Source organism: Falcatimonas sp. MSJ-15, assembly GCF_018918265.1.
GTDB lineage: Bacteria > Bacillota > Clostridia > Lachnospirales > Lachnospiraceae > Falcatimonas.
In genome coordinates this window covers 176,467-203,062 of sequence record NZ_JAHLQC010000005.1, presented here as the reverse complement: position 1 = coordinate 203,062, position 26,596 = coordinate 176,467, and the positions used below count along the sequence as shown (strand labels likewise).

Here is a 26,596-nt window from a genome sequence, read left to right as displayed (position 1 = left end):
GGCATGATTCATAATGTTTCGCATCGCCATTATCAGACTGCCTTGTACTTATCAATACTTATAATCTTTTCCGCAGCCGCATCCATATCAATCATAGGTGCTGTTTCCTCTGTCTGCATGATTTCTACATCATCATCCTGTTCTTCACAATCCTCAAAGCTCGCATTGACAGCATCAAGTCTGTCCGCCATTGCCACCTGCTTTGATGGAAACAGATGCGAATAACGATATGTGATATCAATGCTCTCATGACCTACCCTGTCAGCTATTGCAACTGCGGAGAACCCAAGGTCAATCAGATGTGAAATGTGCGAATGCCTTAGATCATGGATTCTGATTTTCTTCACACCGGATAATCTGCAGCCACGCTCCATCTCATGATGAAGGAAGCTCTTTGTTACCAGAAAAATCCTGTCTGTTGGTTTTTGGTCATATAACATTGCAAAATATTCCTGCATTTCTTCCGCAAGGAATTTTGGCAGCTTGATTGTTCTGTTGCTCTTAGGTGTTTTCGGTGTTGTAATAACATCCTGCCCCTGCAGTCGCTGATACGATTTATTTATTCTGACTGTGTTCTTTTCAAAATCAAAATCTTCCATCGTAAGAGCAAGCAGCTCACCTAATCTCATTCCCGTCCAGTACAGCATTTCAAATGCATAAAATGAAACCGGCTTGTCAATCACCGCTTCGGAAAACTTCTTATATTCTTCAGTTGTCCAGAAAAGCATTTCCTTCTTTTCTTCCCTGCCCATATTTCCGGCCTGTCTTGCCGGATTTGATTTCAGATTATAAAACCTGCACGCATGGTTAAATATCGCACTTAAGATGTTGTGCATTGTCTTCTTGTAAGTCTGGGAATAACTCTTCCCATTCTCATTACGAAATGCAACCATCTCATTCTGCCACTTGCGTACATCTCCCGGTGTAATCTCATTCATCTTAAGATTCTTAAAATATGGAAGTATCTTTGTATCCACAATGTGTTCTTTTGTAAGCCAAGTGTTGAGTTTGACATAATTTTTCACATCCTCTGTATACAGCTTCCAGAACTCTCCAAATGTCATATCCAGATTATTCTCCTGCCGTATTTTGTAATTACGCTCATAATCCAACGCTTCTCTTTTTGTTGCAAATCCTCTCTTCTTTATCTGTTTATTTTCCCCGGTCCAGTCCTTACAATAGAATTTGACGAACCAGGTGCCTGTCTTACTGTCTTTATAAGCTGGCATATTCATCATCTCCTTCTTTTCATATGCAAAAGCAGATGCCTAAGCCGATATAACTTTTGCACCTGCCTCTGTCTCAATCTTCTTACCTGTTGCTTATCCTGCATCACTCATACCATAAATGCGTTCTTCAAAATATTTTCTGCTTACTTTTCCACGGATTACAATGTAACCCTTCTTTTCAAGTTCACTGTTGATCTGTCTCATAAGCTTGTATGCTGCGGATCTTGAAATTCCAAGAATCTGCATCACATCTCCTACTTCTAAAAACTTTTCGTTCATGCCCTTTCACCACCTTTCCATTAAAATTTGTTTTGGCGTTTCTCCATACCAGTTCTGCTGATGTCACAACCAGCCTCCTTACCTGAGATGATCTCCTGTAATACCGCCCGCTCCTGCTCGAGGTACTCGGTCCGCTTGGGGGAGTGTCTACATTCGCTCGATTCCTATGAATGTCCTGGCAAATGCCTGTTAGATTTCTGATACCGCTCATTCAGTTGTTTTTTTCAATACCATACCGTATAGATAATTGAATTGGTATTATTCTATACCGTGCGGTATTGAATTGTCAAGTAGTTTTTCTAATGCTTTCGTATAGAAAAACTTCCATTTTCATTTTTTCCGTGTTATACTGTCTTTAACAGTCCATCAGGGACAGATAAACGGAGGTAACTACACTATGACAATTGGTGAAAGAATAAAGAAAATACGGGTATTCCGTAAAATGACAATGGACGAGCTGGGCGGTGCACTTGGATTTGAAGGCAAAAATATGTCGGTCCGTATATCCCAGTATGAAACCGGTGCCCGCATTCCCGGTGAAGATATGATTCTAAAGCTTGCTGATGCTTTGCACTGCAATTACAAGGCAATCTCTGATTACAGCCTTGGTGCTGCTGAAGATATCATCGAAACACTTTTCTGGCTTGAAGAAAGTGCCACATCTCTCCCGGCACGTGGAAAAGGCACAAGATTTCCAGAGTATACAGCTCCCGGCAACCTGATTCATCTGACTGCAATGACACCTGCAAAACCTTCCGAGACTGCCAGACCAACTTACAATGAAGATGATTATGACAGTGCAGGCTCACCTGTCGCATTAACTTTTGAATATGGATTGGTAAATGATTTCCTTTCGGAATGGTGTGAAATGAAAACGAAATTAAATAATGGAGAGATTTCTCCTAACGAGTATTTTGAGTGGAAAATAACATGGCCTCATGCGTGAAACATAATGTCATCCGCTGTGCACCATCTCGATTCCGCTTCGCTGCATCTCGATGGAGGGCGTTCGCCCTATATGAATAGAAACCTGCTGTCTATGGAATGCAAGCATTCCAAGCCATCAATTTTCTATTCCCGCACAACTCACTTTAGTACCAAAATAGTACCACAAGGCAAAAAACAAGCTCGCAAATGCCCATTTTACTAGGCTTTGCGAGCTTTTGAAAATTATTCAAACTCAATAGTAGCCGGTGGTTTACCAGTGCAATCATACATTACTCTATTTACACCTTTTACTTCATTTACAATTCTTGATGTTACTTTACCAAGCACTTCCCATGGAAGTTCTGCGCTCTCTGCTGTCATAAAATCACTTGTTGTTACTGCTCTTAATGCAATAGCATAATCATAAGTTCTCTCATCACCCATACAACCTACAGAACGCATATTAGTAAGTGCTGCAAAGTACTGTCCAAGATTCTTATCAACTCCTGCTTTTGCAATCTCTTCACGATAGATAGCATCAGCATCCTGAACTATTTTTACTTTCTCAGCTGTAACTTCACCAATGATTCTGATACCAAGTCCTGGACCTGGGAATGGCTGACGGAATACAAGATATTCCGGAATTCCAAGCTCAAGACCTGCTTTTCGTACTTCATCTTTAAAGAGGTTGCGAAGTGGTTCAACAATCTCCTTAAAATCAACATAATCAGGAAGTCCTCCAACATTGTGATGTGACTTAATTACTGCAGATTTGCCAAGACCAGATTCAATAACATCTGGATATATTGTTCCCTGAACAAGATAATCAACCGCACCAATCTTCTTAGCTTCTTCTTCAAATACTCGTATGAATTCTTCACCTATAATCTTACGTTTCTGTTCTGGTTCAGTAACTCCGGCAAGTTTCTCATAGAATCTCTCCTGTGCATTAACTCTTATAAAGTTAAGATCATAAGGACCATTAGGACCGAATACAGCCTCTACTTCATCGCCTTCATTTTTACGAAGAAGACCATGGTCAACGAATACACATGTAAGCTGCTTACCAACTGCTTTTGATAAAAGAACTGCTGCTACAGATGAATCTACACCACCTGATAATGCACATAGAACCTTACCATCACCAATCTTCTCTCTAAGTGCCTTAATAGATGTCTCAACAAAAGAATCCATCTTCCAGTCTCCCAAACATTCACATACATTAAACAGGAAGTTATATAACATCTTGCTGCCTTCCTGTGTATGCATAACTTCAGGATGGAACTGCACTGCATACAGTTTCTTCTCGGCACATTCCATTGCTGCCACAGGACATACAGGTGTATGTGCTGTTACTTTAAATTCAGCCGGTGCCTTAGCAATATAATCTGTATGGCTCATCCATGCAATAGTCTTAGCAGATACATTCTCAAATAACTTTGAAGTTGTATCAACTTCAACCTCAGTTTTTCCATACTCACTTACTGGTGCTGTTGCAACTTCACCGCCAAGCTTATGTGCCATAAGCTGTGAACCATAACATATTCCAAGAATAGGTACTCCAATCTCAAATATTGCCTTGTCATAAGTTGGTGAGTCCTCTTTATATACACTTGCAGGACCGCCAGTAAAAATAATTCCTTTCGGATTCATTTCCTTAATCTTATCAAGACTTGTTGTATGTGGTAATACTTCACAGTAAACATTACACTCACGCACACGTCTTGCTATAAGCTGATTATACTGACCACCAAAGTCAAGTACTATTACCATTTCTTTTTCCACGAGTATTCCTGCTATAAAACATACGCTGTATGCATATGCCTGACAAAGAACATAATATAATTAATATTCTATATGTCAGAATAGCTTTTCCTTTCCTAAATTTTTGTATTTCTTATGTGTGTTATTCTTCTATATTAATTATCATATCCAAATAACAACTTCTTATCTTATATCTTACACTAACTAAGAGAAAAAGCCAACTAATAATTTCTAATAATAAAACAAGTTTTTACTTATAAGTATTGTTAATAAATAATCATTTTTACTTATTCTTTGCTTATATTTAAAATATTACTTAAATTAAGTTCTTAACCGTTCGCTTAACTCCTACTTTACAAATATATATCCAAATATACTTACACCACTCTGCACATCTATATGTCTTTTACCCGCATACTAATGTTTCAAAATATACTATAACTATATTTTATCTATATCTTATTTATCAAGATATTTTTTAACATACTTACCAGTATATGACTTAGGACACTTCGCAATCTCTTCTGGTGTTCCGGTTGCAATAACTGTTCCACCACCATCGCCGCCTTCAGGTCCAATATCAATAATATAGTCTGCTGCTTTTATTACATCAAGATTATGTTCAATTACAACAACTGTATTGCCACCATCTGACAACTTTCGCAGAATCTCCACAAGCTTATGCACATCTGCAAAATGTAATCCTGTTGTAGGTTCATCAAGTATATATATCGTCTTTCCTGTACTTCTCTTACTAAGTTCAGTTGCAAGCTTAATTCTCTGTGCTTCACCACCTGACAACTCTGTTGAAGGCTGTCCAAGTCTTATATATGATAATCCGACATCTTTAAGTGTCTCTATTTTTCTCTTAATTGTTGGTACATTCTCGAAGAAATCAACTGCTTCTTCAACTGTCATATTAAGAACATCATATATGCTCTTACCCTTATACTTAACTTCAAGCGTCTCTCTATTATATCTCTTGCCATGACATACTTCACAAGGAACATATACATCAGGTAAAAAATGCATCTCTATCTTAAGAATACCATCACCTGAACATGCTTCACATCGTCCACCTTTTACATTGAAGCTAAATCTGCCTTTTTGATATCCTCTTGCTTTTGCATCAGGTGTCTGTGCAAACAACTCTCTTATCTGATCAAATACTCCTGTATAAGTTGCCGGATTAGAACGTGGTGTTCTTCCTATTGGTGACTGATCAATATCTATAACTTTATCAAGATTCTCAATTCCAACAATCTCATCATGTTCTCCCGGTATAGTTCTTGCTCTATTAAGTACTTTTGCCAGTTTCTTATAGAGAATCTCATTAACAAGTGAACTTTTTCCAGAACCTGATACACCTGTTACACAAGTCATAATTCCAAGTGGAAAATCAACATCTATATTCTTAAGATTATTCTCTCTTGCACCTTTAACAGTTATATATCCTGTTGGCTTTCTTCTCTCTTTTGGTACCGGAATCTTAATTCTTCCACTTAGATAAGCACCTGTAATAGACTTCTTATTCTTCATAATCTGTTCTGCTGTTCCAACTGCAACAACCTCACCACCATGTTCACCGGCACCAGGTCCAATATCAACAATATAATCTGCTGCTCTCATAGTATCTTCATCATGCTCAACTACTATAAGTGTATTACCAAGATCTCTAAGATGAATAAGTGTATTAAGAAGCTTATCATTATCTCTTTGATGAAGACCTATACTTGGTTCATCAAGAATATAAGCAACACCAACAAGTCCGGAGCCAATCTGCGTTGCAAGTCTGATTCTCTGTGCTTCACCACCTGATAATGTTCCTGTAGCTCTTGCAAGTGTCAGATAATCAAGACCTACATCTACAAGGAATCCAAGTCTTGCCTTAATCTCTTTTAATATCTGCTCGCCAATCTGCATCTGAACATCTGTAAGTTCTAACTCATCAATAAAATTCTTAAGTTTTATAATCGACATAGCTGTTGCTTCATATATATTCTTATCACCAATTGTTACTGCAAGTGACTCTTTCTTAAGTCGCTGTCCTCTACACTCTTTACATGGTGTTATTCTCATAAAAGTCTCATACTCTTGCTTAGTTGCATCAGATCCTGTCTCTCTGTATCTTCTCTCAACATTCTTAATAAGACCTTCAAATGCAACATCATATATTCCTTCACCACGCTGACCTTTATAATATACTTTTACACTCTTACCACCTGTTCCATTGATAAGAATATCTTTTATATTATCAGGATAGTTTCTAAAAGGTGTTGACAGACTAAAATTATATTCTTTAGAAAGTGCATTAAGAATAGCTCTTGTATAACTTGATTCTTCTGTTGCTGACTGCCATCCAAGAACTGCAATCGCACCTTTATCGATACTTAATGAATCATCAGGTATCATAAGATCTATATCAAATTCCATCTTATATCCAAGCCCATAACATACAGGACATGCACCGAATGGATTGTTAAAAGAAAAACTTCTTGGTTCTACTTCTTCAATACTGATACCACAGTCTGGACACGAAAAACTTTGGCTAAAAGTATAAGTCTCTCCGTCTACAACCTGCACTATCATAAGCCCTTCCGACAACTTCATAATAGTCTCAATAGAATCTGCAAGTCTCTTTTCTATTCCTTCTCTTACTGATATTCTATCTACAACAATCTCTATATTATGTTTTATATTCTTATCAAGCTTAATGTCTTCAGAAAGTTCATATTGATTACCATCAATTATAACACGCACATAGCCACTGCGTCTGGCATTATCAAGTAACTTCTGATGCTCTCCTTTTCTTCCTCTCACAACAGGTGCAAGCAACATAATCTTTGTTCTCTCCGGAAATGCCATAATAGCATCAACCATCTGATCAACTGTCTGCTTCTTAATCTCACGACCACACTTTGGACAATGTGGTATACCTATTCTGGCATATAAAAGTCGAAAATAATCATATATCTCTGTAACTGTTCCAACAGTTGAACGGGGATTACGATTAGTTGATTTCTGATCTATTGAGATTGCAGGTGACAACCCTTCTATACTCTCAACATTAGGCTTCTCCATCTGTCCAAGGAACTGTCTCGCATATGAAGAAAGTGATTCCATATATCTTCTCTGACCTTCTGCATATATTGTATCAAAAGCAAGTGATGACTTACCAGAACCACTAAGTCCTGTAAGAACAACAAATTCATCTCTTGGAATATCCACATTAATATTCTTTAAATTATGCTCATTAGCACCTCGTATCTTAATAAACTGTCTATAATTTTTCTTTGCCATATCAATTCTCCTGTCCTGTTAATCTAACTCTATCTCTGGTTCTGACATTTCTTAAGTTCAATAAGCTGATCCCTATATAATGCTGCCGCTTCAAAATTAAGTTCTGCTGCCGCTTTGTGCATCTTCTTATTAGTCTCAGATATAAGTTTTGCAAGTTCTTTTTCACTCATTGACTCCGGATCTTTGAATTCTTCCGGTTTTCTATCCTCAACCGCATGAGAAATGCTTATAAGATCCCTTACAGCCTTCTTGATTGTTGTAGGTGTAATACCATGTACCTCATTATATTCTTCCTGTATTGCTCTTCTTCGATTCGTCTCATTAATAGCATTCTTCATAGAATCCGTTATATTATCAGCATACATAATTACATGTCCATCTGCATTACGGGCTGCTCTGCCGATAGTCTGAATAAGTGAAGTCTCAGAACGTAAAAAACCTTCCTTATCAGCATCAAGTATAGCAACTAATGTAATCTCAGGAATATCAAGACCTTCCCTAAGAAGATTAATTCCAACTAAGACATCGAACACATTAAGTCGCATATCTCTTATAATCTCAGAACGTTCAAGTGTATCAATATCTGAATGAAGATATTTCACTCTTATTCCAATCTCACGCATATAATCGGTAAGATCCTCTGCCATTCTCTTAGTAAGCGTTGTGATAAGAACTTTATTACCTTTTGCAGTCTCCTTATTAACTTCACTTACAAGATCATCAATCTGCCCTGCAACAGGTCGCACTGATATCTCAGGATCAAGAAGTCCAGTAGGTCTTATAAGCTGTTCTGTTCTAAGAAGTTCATGTGTCTGTTCATATTCAGAAGGTGTCGCAGATACGAATAGCATCTGATTAATCTTATCTTCAAATTCAGAAAAATTAAGTGGTCTGTTATCTTTGGCTGACGGAAGACGAAAACCATAATCAACAAGCGTTGACTTACGAGACTGATCTCCTGCATACATCCCTCTTATCTGCGGAATTGTAATATGTGATTCATCAACAATTATAAGAAAATCATCAGGAAAATAATCTATAAGAGTACAAGGTGGAGAACCTGGCTCTCTCCCAGACAGATGCATTGTATAATTCTCAATTCCTGAACAAAATCCTGTCTCTTTAAGCATCTCTATATCAAAATTCGTTCTTTCTGCAATTCTCTGTGCTTCAAGAAGTTTGTCTTCACTCTTAAAAAACATAACTCGTTCTTCAAGTTCTGCCTTGATAGACTCAGCAGCTCTATTAATCTTCTCCTTTGGAACAACATAATGCGATGCAGGAAATATCGATATATGATTAAGCTCTGCCTTAATCTCTCCTGTAAGACCATCTATCTCTGTTATTCTGTCTACTTCATCTCCAAAAAATTCAACCCTATATGCTATCTGATCCGAATATGCCGGGAATATCTCAACGACATCACCTCTTACTCTAAAAGAACCTCTTTTAAAATCCATATCATTTCTTGTATACTGTATATCAATCAATTTATTAATAACTTCATCTCTGTCTTTTTCCATACCCGGTCTAAGTGATATAACCATATTATGATAATCAATAGGATCACCAAGACCATATATACATGATACACTTGATATTATTATCACATCATCACGCTCAGAAAGTGCCGCTGTTGCTGAATGTCTCAACTTATCTATCTCATCATTAATTGAAGAATCCTTCTCTATATAAGTATCTGTAGAAGGAACGTATGCTTCCGGTTGATAATAATCATAATATGATACAAAATATTCAACTGCATTCTCCGGAAAAAACTCCTTAAACTCTCCATAAAGCTGTGCCGCAAGAGTCTTATTATGTGCAATAATAAGTGTTGGCTTCTTAAGTCGCTGTATAACATTCGCCATTGTAAATGTCTTACCTGAACCGGTAACACCAAGAAGCGTCTCAAACTGATTGCCTTCTTCAAATCCTTTTACAAGTTCTTCTATTGCCTTAGGCTGATCTCCTGTAGGCTGATATTCTGATACTAATTTAAACTCTGCCATAATTAACCTCACTGCCCAAACTCATACATCCAAACAGCTTTCCTTTCACCTAGATTATACATTTGGTTCATGCAATATACATAATTAGATATACTCTGTATCTACGTATCTGCATACATATCTGCATCTACGTATCTGTATCTACCAATCTGCATCTTATATTGCACATTCCTCAACTATTCTTAGACAAGTATAGCACACAATAGCATGTTTTGCAAACATTTGTTCTTTTTAATCTATAAAAAAACTGATATATACTTTGTAACTTTGTATAGTAACTCATATATATCAGCTTTTCATTATATTACATCTATATTATCATTATATTACGCCTACATCATCATTATATTGCATTTTTATTGTCGTTATATTACACCTGTATTATCATTATATTACGTTTATATTGGTACTAATGTTTTGCGTTTCTGTTATCATTATATTAGCACTAATGTTTTGCATTTCTGTTAATAAAGTTAGGTGCTAACTTTGAATACATAATCTTCTGACTACTGTAAAGTCCATAATATCCAGACATCATATAACTTACTGCACATGCAATTGCAAATAATACAACATCTGAAGATGAGAATAATTCTATTCCAAGAATCATAGATGCAAGTGGACAATTGACTACACTACAGAACATCGCAACAATTCCTATAGCTGCTGCAAAACCTGGATCTAATCCGATTAATGGTCCAACTACGCATCCGAAAGTTGCTCCAATAAAAAATGTCGGAACAATCTCTCCACCTCTAAAACCGGCTCCAAGAGTAACTGCCGTAAATATAATCTTCATAATAAATGCCATATTAGCAGCCTTGCCATTAATAGCTTTCTCAACTATATTCATTCCAGCACCATTATAATCATGTGTTCCAACCATAATAGTAAGAATTACTACAATAACGCCACCAACTGCTGCTCTTAAGTACTGATTTGGTATATACTTCTTATACATCTTACCTGTATAAGCCATAGTTATACAGAATACAATACTGACAAGTGCGCACAAAAGTGCAAGCAGCACAACACTTATTATCGTCTTAGTATTAATAGACGGATAATTTACTATTGTATATGCTACCGGTGTAATTCCAAACTTTTTAGACACAAGTGTACCAACAACTGCCGCAAATGAACATGGAACAAGTGCAGTATAATATATTACACCAACACTTATTACTTCCATTGCAAAAACTGTAGCTGTAAGTGGAGTTCCAAAAAGTGCAGCAAACATCGCACTCATTCCACACATTGTTATAACTCTTATATCATCTTCTTTCATCTTGCATGCACGTCCGATTGTTGCGGCAACGCTTCCACCAATCTGAAGTGCTGCTCCTTCTCGTCCTGCTGATCCTCCAAACAGATGTGTAAGGAATGTTGCTATGAATATAAGAGGTGCCATAATAGCAGGTATTTTCTCTGCTGAACGCACTGATTCAATAACAAGATTCGTTCCCTTATCATTCTCCTGTTTTGTCTTAGTATATAAAAATACTATAAAAAGGCCTGCAAATGGCAATAAAAATATAATCCATGAATTGTCCGTTCTTATCTCAGTTGCTTTTTCCACACATATATGAAAAATTGTACCTATACATCCACAGATTGCACCTATAACAATGGATAAAAAAGTCCATTTTATAAATGTAAATAAATATCTTCTAATTCCTCCAACTGTTTTTTTTGCCGTGTCATTCACTTTTGTCTACCTGCTTTCTAATTAATTACTTACCAAGTTTTTCTGTTATTACTTCAACAGCCTTATCAAGCTGTTCATCTTCTGGTGTATCTGCATTAGCTTCAACAACTATATCCGGTGTAATTCCTATCTTGTGAATATTGTTTCCTTTAGGTGTAAAATAATTAGAAATAGTAAGTTTTATAGCAGAACCATCTCCAAGCTCTATAATTCTTTGAACAATGCCTTTACCAAATGACTGAGTACCAATAAGTGTTCCTGTACCATAATCTTTGATTGCACCTGCATATATCTCTGATGCGCTGGCACTATTACCATTAATAAGAACTGCAAGTGGTTTAGTAAATTGATGTTCTGCATCTGATTTTTCTTCTTCTCTATTGCCATCTTTATCTTCTGTATATACAATAAGACCTTCTGGCAGCATCTCATCAAGCATACTGCATACAGAGCTTAATAATCCACCAGGATTATCTCTAAGGTCTACAATAAGTCCTTCCATTCCCTGATTAGTAAGATCTTCAAGTGCTGTCTTATACTGTTCAACTGTAATATCATCAAATTCTGTTACCTGAATATAACCAATATTATTATCCATCATCTTATATTCAACTGTTGGCACTTCTATCTTTGCTCTCTTAAGAGTAAAATCCATCTTCTCATTATCTCTATATATAGTAACAGTAACTTCTGTTCCTTCTTCACCTTTTATAAGTGCAACAACATTAGAAAGATCCATTCCTGTAACTTCAGTTCCATCAACAGCATATATTATGTCACCACTTATAAAACCTGCTTCTTCACCAGGTGTTCCAGGCATAGCTCTTACAACGCTTATAATGCCTGTTGTCACATTTGCCTGAACTACAACACCGATTCCACAGAATACACCACTTGATGATTCCATAAGACTATTATATTGGTCTTCTGTATAATATACAGAATAAGGATCTCCAAGTCCTGCCATCATTCCGGCATATATTCCATTAGCAACATCTTCTTCTGACTTGTCAAAAAGATAATACTTGTCAACTATACTATTGATATATGTCATCTTTTTAAGCATATCAGCTGTAAGCCCTGTCTTTAATGTACCATTAGTATTATTTCTGTCTCCTGTTACAGTCTGCTGTGTAAGCGAATATCCATTAAATGATAAAACCGATACAGCAACTATACATACTACAAGTGTTCCGGCAATTCCTGCAAGAAAACCCTTTAGGAATTTGCCTCCATTCTTCTTTTCATCCATTATACTTATTCCTCCATACTATAGCTATTACAGCCTTTAGTTTATGTAATCGAAAAGCTTATTTATCGCATAAACTAAAGGCTTTTGCAGCTGTTACTTCTTTGCAAAAGCCTTTTATATTATATACTTATTTTACTAAATATTCTTACTTAAATATTATTTTTATATCAAAACAACTTGTACTTTTTACTTATATAATATCATCTTAGTATATCATCGTCTCTTTATGGCAGACTTACATACTGCCATGGATTAACATATGAACCATTGACACGCACGCCAAAGTGAAGATGTGGTCCTGTTGAATTACCAGTACTTCCAACAAGTGCTATCTGCTGTCCCGTTGTTACTTTATCGCCTTCTTCTACTAATAGTTTTGATGCATGCATATATACACTATATAATCCGTCTCCATGAGCTATCATTACATAATTACCTGCTGTCGCACTATATCGTGATATAACGACAGTTCCACTATATGCAGCAAGAATAGGCGTACCAGTTGGAGCACCTATATCAACACCATTATGTGCAACATTATTTCTAACTGACTCATATACTCCATAATCTGATGTTATCCTTGTTGATGCAGGAATTGGCCATGAGAATATTCCTCCATCATAATGATCTGCACTATAATTGGTTGATGTACTCTGGTTCTGCTTATTAAGTGCAGCAAGTCGTTCCTGTTCTTTTCTCTTACGTTCTTCCTCTTCAAGACGTTTTCTCTCAGCTTCTTCAAGCTCTTTAATAAGATTTTCCTGCTCATCTATTGAACTTTGCAACTGTTCTGAAAGTGCTTTTGCCTGTTCTTCATCTGTCTGTATCTTAGCAAGTTCCTCATTCTTAGCATCAAGTGCAAGTTCAACTGCTGCTTCCTGCTCTTCAAGCTGTGATTTTGTATTCTCAAGCTCTGCTTTTTCATCATTTAATGCAACTTCACAACTTGCAATATAATCCCTTGTATCCTGAAGCTTCTGTAACATCTCTCTGTCATAAGTTGTTATATCAGAGAAATATTCAGCCTGATTAAGCATCTCTTCTATACTTCCTGATGAAAAAATAATCTCTATATAAGATGTATTACCATTCTCATACATATACTGTATTCTCTTCTTCATCGAATCATACTGATTTGCTTCATCTTCTTTTGCGCTTTCAAGATTCTGCTTAGTTACTTCAATCTCGCCTTCTTTTGTTGAAATAGCTTCATTAAGCTCTGTTATATTATCATTAAGATTCTGTATCTGTGTATCAAGTTCTGTTATATAGGCTACAGCATCTGCTGCTTTATCAGCCAGCTCATTAATCAGATTCTGTGTATCATCATAGCTATTATTAAGTTCTGTAAGCTTGTCCTTCTCGCCCTGAATAGTATTATCTGCTTTTACCGGAACAGTTACAAGCCCCACGAGCAACGTTACTGCAACTAACTTTGATACATGTCTATAGGTTCTTTTTTTCATTATATCATCTTCCTTATACCCTAATATGTTTTCTAAGTGACATAAGACTTCCTATAAGACCGACACCAAGTCCCAGCATAATTCCAACTGGAAGAAGTGTCTTAAATACCTGCTCTACCGGAAGAAATGTCACAACACCCTGAAGTAATGAAAATTGTGTCGTTATATATATAACCACCCTATTGTAAAAATATCTTATTACAAGTAGTGGTATAATTGCACCAATTACACCGATTATAATACCTTCAACAATAAAAGGTGCTTTTACAAATGCATCTGTCGCTCCAATAAGTTTCATAATACCAATTTCTTCTTTTCTTACAGTAACACCAGTTGCTACAGTATTATTAATTAAGAATATTGCTACTGCAAATAATATGAGAATTATAACAGCAGAGATAAGTGCAACCATTCTTCCAAACTGTTCAAGTCCTGCTGCAGTTATATCAGAATGATTAACCTGTCGTATTCCATCAAGTCCTTCAAGGAAGTTTACAAGTACATTCTGCATGGATACATCATTAAGATATATCTCATATGATGCCGAATTAGCAAGTGGATTGTCTTGTGCAAATCCGTCTGCAAGTTCTGGATTTTTTTCAAAATATTTTTCCTTATAATTCTCCCATGCTTCTTCTGCCGAAGTATAATGCACAGAAGCAACTTCTGCTCTCTCAGATATGATTCTTCCAATCTCTTCTATCTTTTCTTCTGAGGCATCAGGTTCAAAAAATACAACAACGCATACTGTATTCTCAACTGTAGCTACCATATGGCTGACATTAAGAATTATTGAATAGAATAGACCAAATATAAATATGCATGCTGTCATAGTAGCCACTGAAGCAAGTGAAAATGAACGGTTCCTATATATATTTCTGACACCTTGCTTAGCACAGTATCCGAAAGATCTAATCTTCATCTTCATCACCCCCATGCACGTCTTCACGCATATCTTCATCTGATATAATATTGCCGTCCTGTATGGTTATGACTCTTTTCTTCATATATTTTACTATCTCCAGATTATGTGTTACTACAACTACTGTAGTTCCCTTATTATTAATCTCTTCAAGCAATTTCATAATCTCCCAGGCATTATCCGGATCAAGGTTACCTGTAGGTTCATCTGCAAGAAGTATCTTAGGTTCATTAACAAGTGCCCTTGCAAGAGCAACTCTTTGTTGCTCTCCTCCTGACATCTGTTTTGGAAATGAACGATACTTATCGAGAAGCCCAACCATTGACAACATTGCAAGAACTTTACTTCTAATCTGTCTCTGTGGTGCTTCGACAACTTTCATTGCAAAAGCTATGTTGTCATATACATTTCTGTCATTAAGCAATCTAAAGTCCTGAAATACAACTCCTATGTCTCTTCTTAACATAGGAAGTTTCTTTCTGGATAATTTATTAATATAACGGTTATTAACATAAATCTTACCTGATGTCGGTTCAAGTTCCTTTAACAGAAGTTTTATTAAAGTAGACTTTCCCGAACCACTATTTCCTACTATAAATACAAACTCCCCGCTTTCTATCTTAAGATTAATATTATTAAGTGCAGGAGAGCCTGTAGAATAAGTTTTACTGACGTTCTCTAATGTAATCAAAACAGCCTCCTATTTGTGTTTGTATATAAAGTTACATTACTCCATGTATATGTTTTTTCGTACAATCACAACCGTTATTTAACCTTTGAATTATATTTTATTAATTATATTTTATTATTAGTATTCAAATGTTTCCATATATTTCATATATTTTACAACCATAAGTGCGATCTTAAATGTGATTGCATCTTCAAATACTCTAAGATCAAGGCCTGTACTCTTTTGAAGTTTATCAAGTCTGTATACAAGAGTATTTCGATGAATGTAGAGCTGTCTTGATGTCTCTGATACATTAAGGCTGTTCTCAAAGAACTTATTGATTGTTGATAATGTCTCTTCATCAAGATCATCAGGTGACTTACCATCAAAGATCTCTTTGATAAACATCTTGCAAAGTGGTATTGGTAACTGATATATAAGACGTCCAATTCCAAGATTACTATATGCAACAATATTCTTGTCACTGTAGAATATCTTACCTACATCAAGTGCCATCTTTGCTTCTTTGTATGAACGTGATACTTCTTTTATCTCATTAACAATTGTTCCATAAGCAATATGTGCGCTGCTCATAGCTTCTGTGTTAAGCATATCAAGAATTACTTTTGCTGTCTTGTCAAGTTCTTCATATCCTTCACCTGGCTTTAATTCCTTCACAAGAATAATATTCTTCTCATCAACAGCAGTTATAAAATCCTTTGTCTTGCCTGCAAAGATAGTTCTTACTGTCTCAAGTGCATTATTATCTTTCTCATGCTTTGTCTCTATAATATATACAACTCTCTTTACTTCTGTATCGATATGAAGTTTCTTTGCACGATTATATATATCAACTAATAATAGATTATCAAGAAGAAGATTCTTAATGAAGTTGTCTTTATCAAATCTCTCCTTATATGCTACTAAAAGATTCTGTATCTGGAATGTAGCAAGCTTTCCTATCATATATACGTCTTCGCCACCGCCATTAGCTAATAATACATATTCTAACTGATGTTCGTCAAAGACTTTAAAGAACTGGTATCCCTGAATAACCTGACTGTCTGCTGGTGAGCCTACGAATGTAATTACCGCCTGTTCATACTGTTCAGCATCTGTGAACGTTGATGCAAGAACCTTACCTTCTGTATCCATGATACACAAATCTATTCTGGTAATTGCTTTTAACCCCTCTAATGTATTTTGAAGAATCTGGTTTGATATCATTATTTTCACTCCTTTATTTAAACTTAAGCAGACATATATACACAATCTGCCACTATGTATTAATAATATAGCAAATCTGACAAAAAATAAAGAGGAAATACTAAAAAAAGTCAAAAGATTCTAGAGCCAAAGATTCTAGAATTCAAAAAGGGAATCCCAAAAGGGATTCCCTATGTAAGTATATCAATATTAATATTCTAGATATTAGTTGCAGATAACTTTTTCTGTTTCTTTATCAAAGATATGCATCTTGTTAAGATCTAATGCAAATCTTACTTTATCACCAGGACGAGCTGTTGTACGAGGGTTAACTCTAGCTGTTAATGTATACTGGTCAACATCGAAGTATAATAATACTTCAGCACCTAATAATTCGTATACTTTAACTGTTGTATCGATGATGCTGTCTCTTGAAGCTTCGATGAAGCTCTGTTCGTCATGAACATCTTCTGGACGGATACCGAATACAACTGTCTTATCAACATAACCACCGTCAATAAGTCTTTTAGCTTTTCCTTCTGGAACTTTGATTGTATGTTCACCAAATGTTAATTTAACATCTGAACCATCTTTTGTTACTTTTGCATCAAGTAAGTTCATCTGAGGTGATCCCATGAATCCAGCAACGAATAAGTTAGTTGGTCTGTCATATAAGTTCTGTGGTGTATCAACCTGCTGTACAATACCATCTTTCATAACTACGATTCTTGTACCAAGTGTCATAGCTTCTGTCTGGTCATGTGTAACGTAGATGATAGTTGTCTGTAATCTGTCATGTAATTTTGAAATCTCAACACGCATCTGTACACGTAATTTAGCATCAAGGTTTGATAAAGGCTCATCCATAAGGAATACTTTAGGATTACGAACGATAGCACGTCCCATAGCAACTCGCTGTCTCTGACCACCTGATAAAGCCTTTGGTTTACGATCTAATAAATGTTCAATATCAAGAATCTTAGCTGCTTCATGAACTAATTTGTCAATTTCAGCCTTTGGAGTTTTTCTTAATTTAAGACCGAATGCCATATTGTCATATACTGACATATGTGGATATAATGCGTAGTTCTGGAATACCATTGCGATATCTCTATCTTTTGGTTCTACGTCATTAACTAATTTGTCGCCAATCCATAATTCACCTGAACTGATTTCTTCAAGGCCTGCGATCATACGAAGTGTTGTAGATTTACCACAACCTGATGGTCCAACGAAAATGATGAATTCTTTATCAGCAATTTCAAGACAAAAATCCTTAACAGCTACGAAACCGTTAGGATAAACTTTACAAACATTTTTAAGTGATAAACTTGCCATTTTATTTTCCTCCTAGAATACAATATTCTTCTTTGCTTTTACTTCCTTTATAATACACTATAATCCGCAACTATTCCATATTCCAATTTAACAAATTATTTTTTGCGGTTTTGTTTATTTTGTATATTGAATGTTTTTTTTTGCCGATAATAAGCTAATGTGACCAAAACATTTTAATTTTTCTGTTTATATTCAATAAAACCTTCTCCAAAGACTTCTCTTACATCACTAACAATTACAAATGCACTTGGGTCGATTTTTGCTACAATTTCTTTTACTTGTATCATTTCTTTCTTAGAAACGACACAAAACAACATTTTTTTCGCATTATTTGAATACATTCCTGTCGCATTTATGCCTGTTACGCCTCTCTCAAGATCCGACATGATTTTTTGTGCAATTTCATCATAATGTTCTGATATGATATAGGCTGCTTTAGAAAATTTAAGACCTTCTATTATTCCATCTGACACAAGTGTTACTACATATATTGCAATTACAGCATAGAGTGCTTTGTTAAGTCCAAATACAAATGCTCCGATTATTACTACTACTCCATCTACAACCTGCATAATCTGTGCTATTGTATAATGTTTACAAAATGTCTGTATTATAGCTGCTAACATATCTGTTCCACCTGTTGTCGCTCTTGCCAAGAATACAAGTCCTGTACCGGCTCCAGTTATAACACCACCAAATATACATGCAAGCACATAATCATCTCTAAGTATTGGTATCTCAGGAATTACCATAAGTGCTAAAGATAACATTGTTGTTGCAAAAAAAGTTCTTCCAATAAATTTCTTGCCTTTTATCTTATATGCAACTAAAAACATCGGAATATTAAGACCGTAGTTAGTAACCCACAGTGGAATTCCATGTCCTCCAAACGCTCTTTGTGTAGCATCTTTTACAACTATTGCAAGACCTGTAAACCCACCTGTTACAAGACTTATAGGATCATATATTACTTTTATGGCAAATCCCATCATAAAAGTTCCGATTATAATCATTAAATAGTCAATCCATACTGGTCTGTTTGTGTTAAGTTCTAAACCGTTCATAATAAATTTCCTCCAATTACTTGATAATAACGCAAAGAACTTTCTACATAATATATTAATCAAAATATTATGCAGAAAGTTCTATATCTACGTTAGTTTCTAATAATTATTTAACTTTCTTCTTATTTAATAGTATAACCACCTTTTACAAACACTACACATTCTGAAATTGCACTAATTCCTGATTGTGATGCTGGTATAAGGTATGAACAGTATTTACCAAGACTTATGCCATTAGCAGTAAGTTCTCCTTTTGTTATATTGATAATTCCGTCTCCGTTAGAAACAGCTTTGGCATTGCCTGTATAGAGAACTACTTCTGTTCCCGCATCTGCATATAATGCACTGCCTTTATTCAATGTAACTTTCTTATAATCTGCTGATGTCTTCGTTCCTGATGCACCAGAAGATGTATCTCCAAGAGATGCAAGTCTCTCATCAAGATAACTCTTGGTTATTAACGGATCTCCACTGCTTCCAGCTTCTGATGTCGCTGCGCCGGCTACCATTCCTGCTTTGAATATTCCGACAGTTAATACAGTTAATATAATAACAACAATTGCAATCTTCTTCTCCATATGTCGCCCTCCGTATTTACTGCTATACTATTTCGTCACTAGTATAGCATACTTTATTTGTCTATCGGAATACTTTTATTCATTTTTAACACAAACTATACAAATTACAAAAATCCTTCTTTGTTTTTGTAATTTATTACATTTTATCTTGTCATAGTTGTGATATACCACTTACCATTGACTTTAACAACTACATATTCATCAGTAGTTGTCTCTTTATCATCTGAACCTTTAACAGTTATCTTAACTGTAACATCATAAGCACTCTTTATTGTTCCATCTTCCTCATAATATGTGTCAATATAATCTTTTACTTCATCAAGATCACTATCTTTTAGTTCTTCTGATTTTCTTACTTTATATGTAACGTCTTTTACTTCGCCACAGTCAAGGAATGCATCTTTTAATGCTTCTAAAAGATCTTCTGATGTAACACCATATACATCCCATGTTGATGGAAGATATGCATCTTCAAGCTTTGATGCATCGTCTTCTTCTATTGCTGTACAAATATGCTGAAAAGGCTTCTCATATCCTGATGTACCACCAAATATACCTGTTATTGAATTTATATCAAAACCACCATCTGTAAAAAGTTTTACAAGAAGAATAACTAATGCTGCTACAAGTGCTAATATAACAACAACTGCTGCTATTACACCACCTTTTCCTTTTTTCTTAGGTGCGTCATTCTGCTGTTTTGTTGCTTTTGCCTGTTGCTTTGCTGCTTTTGCTTGCTTCTTTGCTTCTTTTGTCTTTTTCTTCTTACTCTTTTTAGCTGTATCTGTAGTATTACTATTGTCGAATTGTGATTGCTGCTGTGGCTGACCTCCAAATTGTGTATTATTGTCAAGCTGTGGTGCAGGGTTTCCAAACTGTGTATTGTTATCAAACTGTGATGTCTGGTTTCCAAACTGTGTATTGTTATCAAACTGTGATGTCTGGTTTCCAAACTGTGCATTGTTATCAAACTGTGATGTCTGGTTTCCAAACTGTGTATTGTTGTCAAACTGTGGTGCAGAGTTTCCAAACTGTGTATTGTTGTCGAACTGTGGTGCAGGGTTTCCAAACTGTGCATTGTTGTCAAACTGTGGTGCAGGGTTTCCAAACTGTGCATTGTTGTCAAACTGTGTATTATTGTCGAACTGTGGTGCCTGGTTGTCAAACTGTGGTGTACTTCCAAACTGTGGTGATACATTATCGAACTGTGATGTACTTCCAAACTGTGGTGATACATTGTCGAACTGTGATGTACTTCCAAACTGTGGTGATACGTTATCGAACTGTGATGTACTTCCAAACTGTGGTGATACGTTATCAAACTGTGATGTATTTCCAAATACAGATGTCTGGTTATCTGACTGTGATGTATTTCCAAATGCAAAAGCCTGATCCTCTGGCTGTATCTGACTTTCACTCTTTTCAAGACTTACAACATCACTTTGAGCATCTGTAGTATCTTTTGACTCTGTAGTATCTTTTGACTTTGTATCATCTGTTATACTATCGCTGTCTTCTATGTTATATTCCTGATCATTTTGCTGTAAATCTGACTGGCCGAATACTGGCTGGCTCTGATTAAACTGCTGTGATTCTGGCTGACCAAATACTGGCTGGCTCTGATTAAACTGCTGTGATTCTGGCTGACCAAATACTGGCTGGCTCTGATTAAACTGCTGTGGTTCTGGCTGTCCAAATACTGGCTGATTCTGATTAAACTGCTGTGGTTCTGACTGACCGAATACTGGCTGACTCTGATTAAACTGCTGTGGTTCTGACTGACCAAATACTGGCTGATTCTGATTAAACTGCTGTGGTTCTGACTGGCCGAATACCGGCTGACTCTGATTAAACTGCTGTGGTTCTGACTGGCCAAATACTGGCTGACTCTGATTAAACTGCTGTGGTTCATGGATAACTACATTATCCTGTGACTGTTCATTAGTTGCAAATGTGTTAAATGTAAAACCATTATTATTGGTATTATCCATACCAGAATATTGATTTTCCATTACATTAGCTGTGTTTGTATTCGTATTATTAGTATTAACATTGTTGTCATTAACGTTGGTGTCATTAACATTGTTGTCATTAATATTCTGTTCTTTGTACTCAATTTTGCATCCACATGATGAACAAAATCTTGCACCCTCTTCTAAAGCGCTTCCGCACTGTGTACAAAATCTTCTCAATTTTGTTCCCTCTCTTTCTTCCTCATCATACTTTTTATACTACACCAAGGTCAAAAATATGTCAAACTTAAAGTCAAATAATGTCCGAAAAAGTATTAAGTTTTTAAATTGTCAGTACGATTATATACTTAATAGATGTTACAATATTGCAAAGGAGGTTTTTTTATGGATATTGCAGCTCTTTCAATGGCTATAAGTCTTCAGAATGTCAACAACGATGCCGGTGTTCTTATGCTAAGCAAATCACTTGACACTCTTGAGGAAACCGGTGATAACATGGTTAAGATGATGGAACAATCTGTTACACCTAATCTTGGACAAAATATTGATATATATGTATAAACAATCGTATTAACTAAGCATACTAATCATTTAAATTATTCATCCTACAAAAAGCCATCCTACTATATTAGATATAAAAATCCCCCTAAATAGATTCTGGTTAGTTACCTCGTCTACTTAAGGGAAATAATATCAATATTAAGGATGGCTTTTTATATGCTGTGAACTACCTATCACCTAAAGGTAGTGCGTTTTACGCTCTAGCTTATAAAGTAACTCTTATTCTACAATAATCCAAGTCTTTAATCTGATTCTTATGTTATAATCTCACTTTGTAGTAATCCTTGCGTTACAATAGTTCTGTCAAAATCATATATCCAACACTTACAATTATAGCAATTACAAGTGGCATATTAATAAAGTTTTCTTCTTTTTTCTTAAATGGATGATTCTTAACAACTTGTTTTATATGCTCCCATCTTCCATTACGTATACATAACCATCTATATACAATAAATGCAAGTACGCCAAATATTATCGCCATTGCAAAAAAAAGTATAAGATACATAATTACAACACTTGTCGGAAGATCTGACATCTGTACTGAGCTGTCTATTACAGAACTCATATCCTGACCTGCCACACTTTGAAACTGTTCATTTGTTATACCATCTTTAAACAATTCTGCATTCGCTGCCATAAACTTCTGTGCTATCTTAAGAATAGCCATCCACATCACTGAATTCATATTAATAATAAAATGTGCTGTCATAGATGAAAACATGCTTCCTGTTCCTTCAACCAAAAATGCAAATACAATACCAAGCACAAATGCATAAGCAAACTGATTAAAATTAAGATGCATAAGTCCAAACATAACTCCACTTAGTATAGCTGCGCCAAATATGTTATTGCGTCTAAAACTTTGAAAAAAGACTCCTCTAAATGCAAATTCTTCAAATACTGCCGGCAATACTGCCAAAAGAAGTACCTGCAATATAAATGGATAGTTATATATAGAACCAACTGTTTCCTGCAGCTCATTTTTCACAAATAGCATTGAAAGCATATTTATAAAAAGTACTACCGGAAGCATAAGAATTGCGAATAATACACATATAAGAATATTACTTATATTAAGTGGCTTATATGGTATCAGTTCACTTATCTTTTCATTATTAATCTTTAGATAGCATATAATTGGAATAAATATAAGCATCTGGCTTATAATAAGACCTGCCCATGTTGGAAGTGATGTCTTAAAAATTGTTCCAAATAGTAACGATAAAAGTATACTTCCACCTATGTAAAAAAGCAATACACACAAAAATAATGTATTTGTTTTTGATGTTTTATTCATCTTCTCATCTCCTCATATTAATGTATCCAGTGTAAGCAACCACCATAATATACAATTCTTACACTCAGTATTAACCTTGTCTATATATTAATACACCGCTTCCAGCATGAGTCTGTTATCTCTGTCTGGAAACGGTGCTGTTATAATATATGTTATTAATCTATTATTTCATTGCGATTGCTTCAATCTCGATTAAAACATCTTTTGGAAGTCTTGCAACTTCAACACATGAACGTGCAGGGAAATTCTCTGTAAAATACTTTGCATAAATTTCATTAACTTTAGCAAAATCATTCATGTTCTTAATAAATACTGTTGTCTTAATTACTTTTTCTGCTGTTGAACCTGAAGCTTTAACAAGTTCAACAAGATTCTTAATTGCCTGATCTGCCTGTGCTTCAATTCCTTCAGGAATTACTCCTGTCTCTGGTACTACTGGAATTACTCCTGATGTAAATACAAGACCATTAACTTCTATTGCCTGTGAATATGGTCCGATTGCTCCTGGTGCTTTTTCTGTACTGATTATTGTTTTCATTACTGGTCCTCCTGTTTTCTCACTATTGATTTCTCACGAACAATTATTCTGTCCTCTTTAAGTAATCTGCCGATAGCTCTTTTAAAAGCTGCTTTTGACATTCCAAAAACTCGCTTTACTGCCTCAGGTGAAGCTTTCTCTGTAAATGGGAGAATTCCATCATATTCATCAATAACTTTTAGGATCTTCTCGGCATCTGCATCAATCTGAAGATACGCTCTTTGTCTTGTACTAAGTTCAAGCTTACCATCTTCTCTTACTTTCACTACTCTAAGTGTAAGTCTGTCTCCAACATTCAACTCCGGTGTAAGTTCTGTCTTGTATATCATTCCGTTATATTTGTCATCAACGGCAACAAACGCTCCATAGCTATCGTTTATATTATATATTATTCCTTCTACTTTGTCATCCTTCTTATATGGACTATCTGTATTAAGATAATCATATACATTCATTGTCGCACAAAGTCTGTTTGATTTATCTATATATAAAGCAACTATATATTCTTCACCCGGATATGCCTTAACTGTCTGCTGCTTAAATGGTAAAAAAAGATCTTTTTCAAGTCCCCAATCTAAGAATGCTCCAAGTTTACCTGTATCTGTAACTTTTAATACTGCTGTCTCACCAAGTGTTATAAGCGGATGCTTAGTTGTTGCTATAAGTCTGTCCTCTGAATCCCTGTATACAAATACTTCTATCTTATCACCAATCTTACTGCCTTTTTCTACATTTTTCTTAGGAAGCAGTATTCTCTCTTCACGATTAATTCCATCTCCAAGGTATACACCAAATTCAGTTTCTTTTACAATCTCAAGTGTCTGAATTTTTCCTAATTCTATCATATTTCCTCCGATTCTACCTATTGTTGTTCTTATAAAAACTGTACAATAGCATAAAGTTTATTCTCCAAATTTCTAAGTTCTACTGTCCATACATCATTCTCATGAACGACATATGGAACTATAATATCATCAAGTTTTGCTGATATCTTATATTCTGCTCTTATAGTCTTAACCTGCGTATCATAAGGTATCTGGCTGTATGCCACACTTATATACTGTTCATTATTCATATGTCCGTTAGTATCTATCTGTTCATATGTAACTCTAATCTCATCTCGCTTATCAAGCACTTCCGGTCTCTTTATCTTCCTTGATTCGTAATTCATATCAAGCTTATCTTCTATACCAAATCTCTGTGCTGTCTCATTATCTATCCTATATGGTCTCATTGTATTAAGATCCATATATACCCATATAGAATTAGCTTTTACAATAATATTATCTTTCTCATCTTTTATAAAAAAATTACGATATCCAAAGAATGCGTCAAACCCATAAGCAAGTGTACCTATAGTTATATGTTCAAATAATTCCGGTCTTCTTATTATCTCTATCTGCCACGATGTAAGATACCATGCCTTTTTTTCCTTCTTCATGCTATCAACAGTTATTCCTATGTCCTGTGAATGAAAATTACTACAATCTTGCATATAATTGACTATTGATGATAATTTCATCAAACAGTTACTGTCTACTTCACTATATCTTACACGGCTCTTAAACGTATACATTACATTTCCTCTTTTCCTGAAATATATCCTTATATAAGCATACATCTCTCTTCTATTAATTGCTCTTGGATAAACGGAGTGGGTGGGATTCGAACCCACGGAACCTTGCGGTTCAACTGATTTCGAATCAGTCTCGTTACGGCCACTTCGATACCACTCCAAATAAGAAAAACTCGATTGTCTATGAATAAATATCTTTAAAGAAAAAAATCTTTAATCATTAGCGACACTAACAATTAAAGTTTTTCAAATAACAATATAAACTGGGCTAGCAGGATTCGAACCTGCACAATGCTGGAGTCAGAGTCCAGTGCCTTACCGTTTGGCTATAGCCCATCGCAACAATGACTATTATATACTAATGTGTGTAATAATGCAAGCACTTTTTTCATTTTTTCAAAAATTCTTTTAACACCCTTTTAATACCTTTTAATAAAGTACTCTTTAAAGCAATTTTAATACTCTTTAATGAAGTACTCTTTAAAGCAATTTTAATACTCTTTAATGAAGTACTCTTTAAAGCAATTTTAATGCTCTTTAATGAAGTACTCTTTAAAGCAATTTTAATGCTCTTTAATAAAATACTCTTTAAAACACTTTTAATGCTCTTTAATAAAGTACCCTTTAAAGTACTTTCTACCCTTGCATATATAGAATCTTAGCACATTATAATAGTCCACATGCTAATTCACAATAATAATCCGGATGTTCATCTCGCATATTAACAAACTCCTGATATCTCTCAAGTATATCATCTTTTCTGTTTCCTGTTATAATCTCTGCATCTCTTATATTCGCAATATATGCATAGTCTGACATATAATACATATTAAAACCATCAGGTATTTTTACATTCTGTTCCATATTACCAAACCCCTTGTCTTATTTACTATATTATCTTGTTTACTATATTATCTCGTTTACTATATTATC

Annotated in this window: 22 protein-coding genes and 2 tRNA genes; 2 read left to right on the top strand and 22 right to left on the bottom strand. The window is 35.2% G+C overall.

What is annotated here, in order from left to right; all coding sequences use genetic code 11:
• Window positions 1-32 precede the first annotated feature (32 nt).
• Both KQI85_RS05650 and KQI85_RS05645 read right to left on the bottom strand, forming a co-directional pair.
• Window positions 33-1,229, bottom strand: coding sequence for a site-specific integrase (locus KQI85_RS05650; RefSeq protein ID WP_075680665.1), 1,197 nt, complete (start codon window positions 1,227-1,229; stop codon window positions 33-35).
• 93 nt (window positions 1,230-1,322) lie between these two features.
• Window positions 1,323-1,508: an AlpA family phage regulatory protein gene (locus KQI85_RS05645; protein ID WP_015560978.1), complete on the bottom strand. Its 186-nt coding sequence runs from the start codon at window positions 1,506-1,508 to the stop codon at window positions 1,323-1,325.
• A gap of 397 nt (window positions 1,509-1,905) precedes the next feature.
• Here KQI85_RS05645 and KQI85_RS05640 point away from each other — a divergent pair, with 397 nt between their 5' ends.
• Window positions 1,906-2,454: a helix-turn-helix transcriptional regulator gene (locus KQI85_RS05640; RefSeq protein WP_022292935.1), complete on the top strand. Its 549-nt coding sequence runs from the start codon at window positions 1,906-1,908 to the stop codon at window positions 2,452-2,454.
• 224 nt (window positions 2,455-2,678) lie between these two features.
• Here KQI85_RS05640 and guaA read toward each other — a convergent pair whose 3' ends face one another.
• The 13 genes from guaA to KQI85_RS05575 form a co-directional block, all read right to left on the bottom strand.
• A complete protein-coding gene (gene guaA / locus KQI85_RS05635; protein WP_253293763.1) occupies window positions 2,679-4,208 on the bottom strand; it encodes a glutamine-hydrolyzing GMP synthase in 1,530 nt (509 codons plus the stop codon).
• Window positions 4,209-4,658: 450 nt separating this feature from the next.
• Entirely contained in the window at window positions 4,659-7,499 is a 2,841-nt protein-coding gene (gene uvrA / locus KQI85_RS05630; protein WP_216575117.1) for an excinuclease ABC subunit UvrA, read from the bottom strand.
• Window positions 7,500-7,528: 29 nt separating this feature from the next.
• Entirely contained in the window at window positions 7,529-9,511 is a 1,983-nt protein-coding gene (gene uvrB, locus KQI85_RS05625) for an excinuclease ABC subunit UvrB (RefSeq protein WP_253293758.1), read from the bottom strand.
• Window positions 9,512-9,956: 445 nt separating this feature from the next.
• Window positions 9,957-11,219 carry a chloride channel protein gene (locus tag KQI85_RS05620; RefSeq protein ID WP_216575116.1) on the bottom strand — a complete coding sequence of 421 codons (1,263 nt, stop codon included), beginning with the start codon at window positions 11,217-11,219 and terminating at the stop codon, window positions 9,957-9,959.
• Window positions 11,220-11,244: 25 nt separating this feature from the next.
• The gene (locus KQI85_RS05615) at window positions 11,245-12,471 is read right to left on the bottom strand and encodes a S41 family peptidase (protein WP_216575115.1); all 1,227 of its coding nucleotides are present in this window, start codon (window positions 12,469-12,471) and stop codon (window positions 11,245-11,247) included.
• A gap of 224 nt (window positions 12,472-12,695) precedes the next feature.
• A complete protein-coding gene (locus KQI85_RS05610; RefSeq protein WP_216575114.1) occupies window positions 12,696-13,937 on the bottom strand; it encodes a murein hydrolase activator EnvC in 1,242 nt (413 codons plus the stop codon).
• Window positions 13,938-13,950: 13 nt separating this feature from the next.
• Entirely contained in the window at window positions 13,951-14,859 is a 909-nt protein-coding gene (ftsX, locus tag KQI85_RS05605) for a permease-like cell division protein FtsX (protein ID WP_216575113.1), read from the bottom strand.
• Window positions 14,849-15,550 (bottom strand): cell division ATP-binding protein FtsE, encoded by a 702-nt coding sequence (ftsE, locus tag KQI85_RS05600; RefSeq protein ID WP_216575112.1) that lies wholly within the window; start codon window positions 15,548-15,550, stop codon window positions 14,849-14,851. The genes ftsX and ftsE overlap by 11 nt, the downstream gene beginning before the upstream one ends.
• A gap of 117 nt (window positions 15,551-15,667) precedes the next feature.
• Window positions 15,668-16,756: a CdaR family transcriptional regulator gene (locus tag KQI85_RS05595; RefSeq protein ID WP_216575111.1), complete on the bottom strand. Its 1,089-nt coding sequence runs from the start codon at window positions 16,754-16,756 to the stop codon at window positions 15,668-15,670.
• Window positions 16,757-16,960: 204 nt separating this feature from the next.
• Window positions 16,961-18,073 (bottom strand): ABC transporter ATP-binding protein, encoded by a 1,113-nt coding sequence (locus KQI85_RS05590; protein ID WP_216575110.1) that lies wholly within the window; start codon window positions 18,071-18,073, stop codon window positions 16,961-16,963.
• A gap of 173 nt (window positions 18,074-18,246) precedes the next feature.
• Entirely contained in the window at window positions 18,247-19,137 is an 891-nt protein-coding gene (locus KQI85_RS05585; protein WP_216575109.1) for a YitT family protein, read from the bottom strand.
• Window positions 19,138-19,259: 122 nt separating this feature from the next.
• The gene (locus KQI85_RS05580; protein WP_216575108.1) at window positions 19,260-19,715 is read right to left on the bottom strand and encodes a hypothetical protein; all 456 of its coding nucleotides are present in this window, start codon (window positions 19,713-19,715) and stop codon (window positions 19,260-19,262) included.
• Between the two features lie 143 nt (window positions 19,716-19,858).
• Window positions 19,859-21,907, bottom strand: a complete 2,049-nt coding sequence (locus tag KQI85_RS05575; protein ID WP_216575107.1) for a zinc ribbon domain-containing protein — start codon at window positions 21,905-21,907, stop codon at window positions 19,859-19,861.
• 165 nt (window positions 21,908-22,072) lie between these two features.
• Between KQI85_RS05575 and KQI85_RS05570 the strand changes: the two genes are divergently transcribed.
• Window positions 22,073-22,249: a YjfB family protein gene (locus tag KQI85_RS05570; RefSeq protein WP_216575106.1), complete on the top strand. Its 177-nt coding sequence runs from the start codon at window positions 22,073-22,075 to the stop codon at window positions 22,247-22,249.
• 289 nt (window positions 22,250-22,538) lie between these two features.
• Here the strand turns inward: KQI85_RS05570 and KQI85_RS05565 are convergent, their stop codons facing one another.
• From KQI85_RS05565 to KQI85_RS05535, 7 genes are all read right to left on the bottom strand, one after another.
• Window positions 22,539-23,549 carry a CPBP family intramembrane glutamic endopeptidase gene (locus KQI85_RS05565; protein WP_216575105.1) on the bottom strand — a complete coding sequence of 337 codons (1,011 nt, stop codon included), beginning with the start codon at window positions 23,547-23,549 and terminating at the stop codon, window positions 22,539-22,541.
• 163 nt (window positions 23,550-23,712) lie between these two features.
• Window positions 23,713-24,087 (bottom strand): RidA family protein, encoded by a 375-nt coding sequence (locus tag KQI85_RS05560; protein WP_216575104.1) that lies wholly within the window; start codon window positions 24,085-24,087, stop codon window positions 23,713-23,715.
• Entirely contained in the window at window positions 24,087-24,932 is an 846-nt protein-coding gene (locus KQI85_RS05555; protein WP_216575103.1) for a S1 RNA-binding domain-containing protein, read from the bottom strand. The genes KQI85_RS05560 and KQI85_RS05555 overlap by 1 nt, the downstream gene beginning before the upstream one ends.
• A 29-nt stretch (window positions 24,933-24,961) precedes the next feature.
• Window positions 24,962-25,663, bottom strand: coding sequence for an acyl-[acyl-carrier-protein] thioesterase (locus KQI85_RS05550; RefSeq protein WP_216575102.1), 702 nt, complete (start codon window positions 25,661-25,663; stop codon window positions 24,962-24,964).
• Window positions 25,664-25,737: 74 nt separating this feature from the next.
• Window positions 25,738-25,823 (bottom strand) — tRNA-Ser (locus tag KQI85_RS05545).
• 103 nt (window positions 25,824-25,926) lie between these two features.
• A tRNA-Gln gene (locus tag KQI85_RS05540) sits at window positions 25,927-25,999 on the bottom strand.
• Between the two features lie 330 nt (window positions 26,000-26,329).
• Entirely contained in the window at window positions 26,330-26,527 is a 198-nt protein-coding gene (locus KQI85_RS05535) for a hypothetical protein (RefSeq protein ID WP_216575101.1), read from the bottom strand.
• Between the last annotated feature and the right edge of the window lie 69 nt (window positions 26,528-26,596).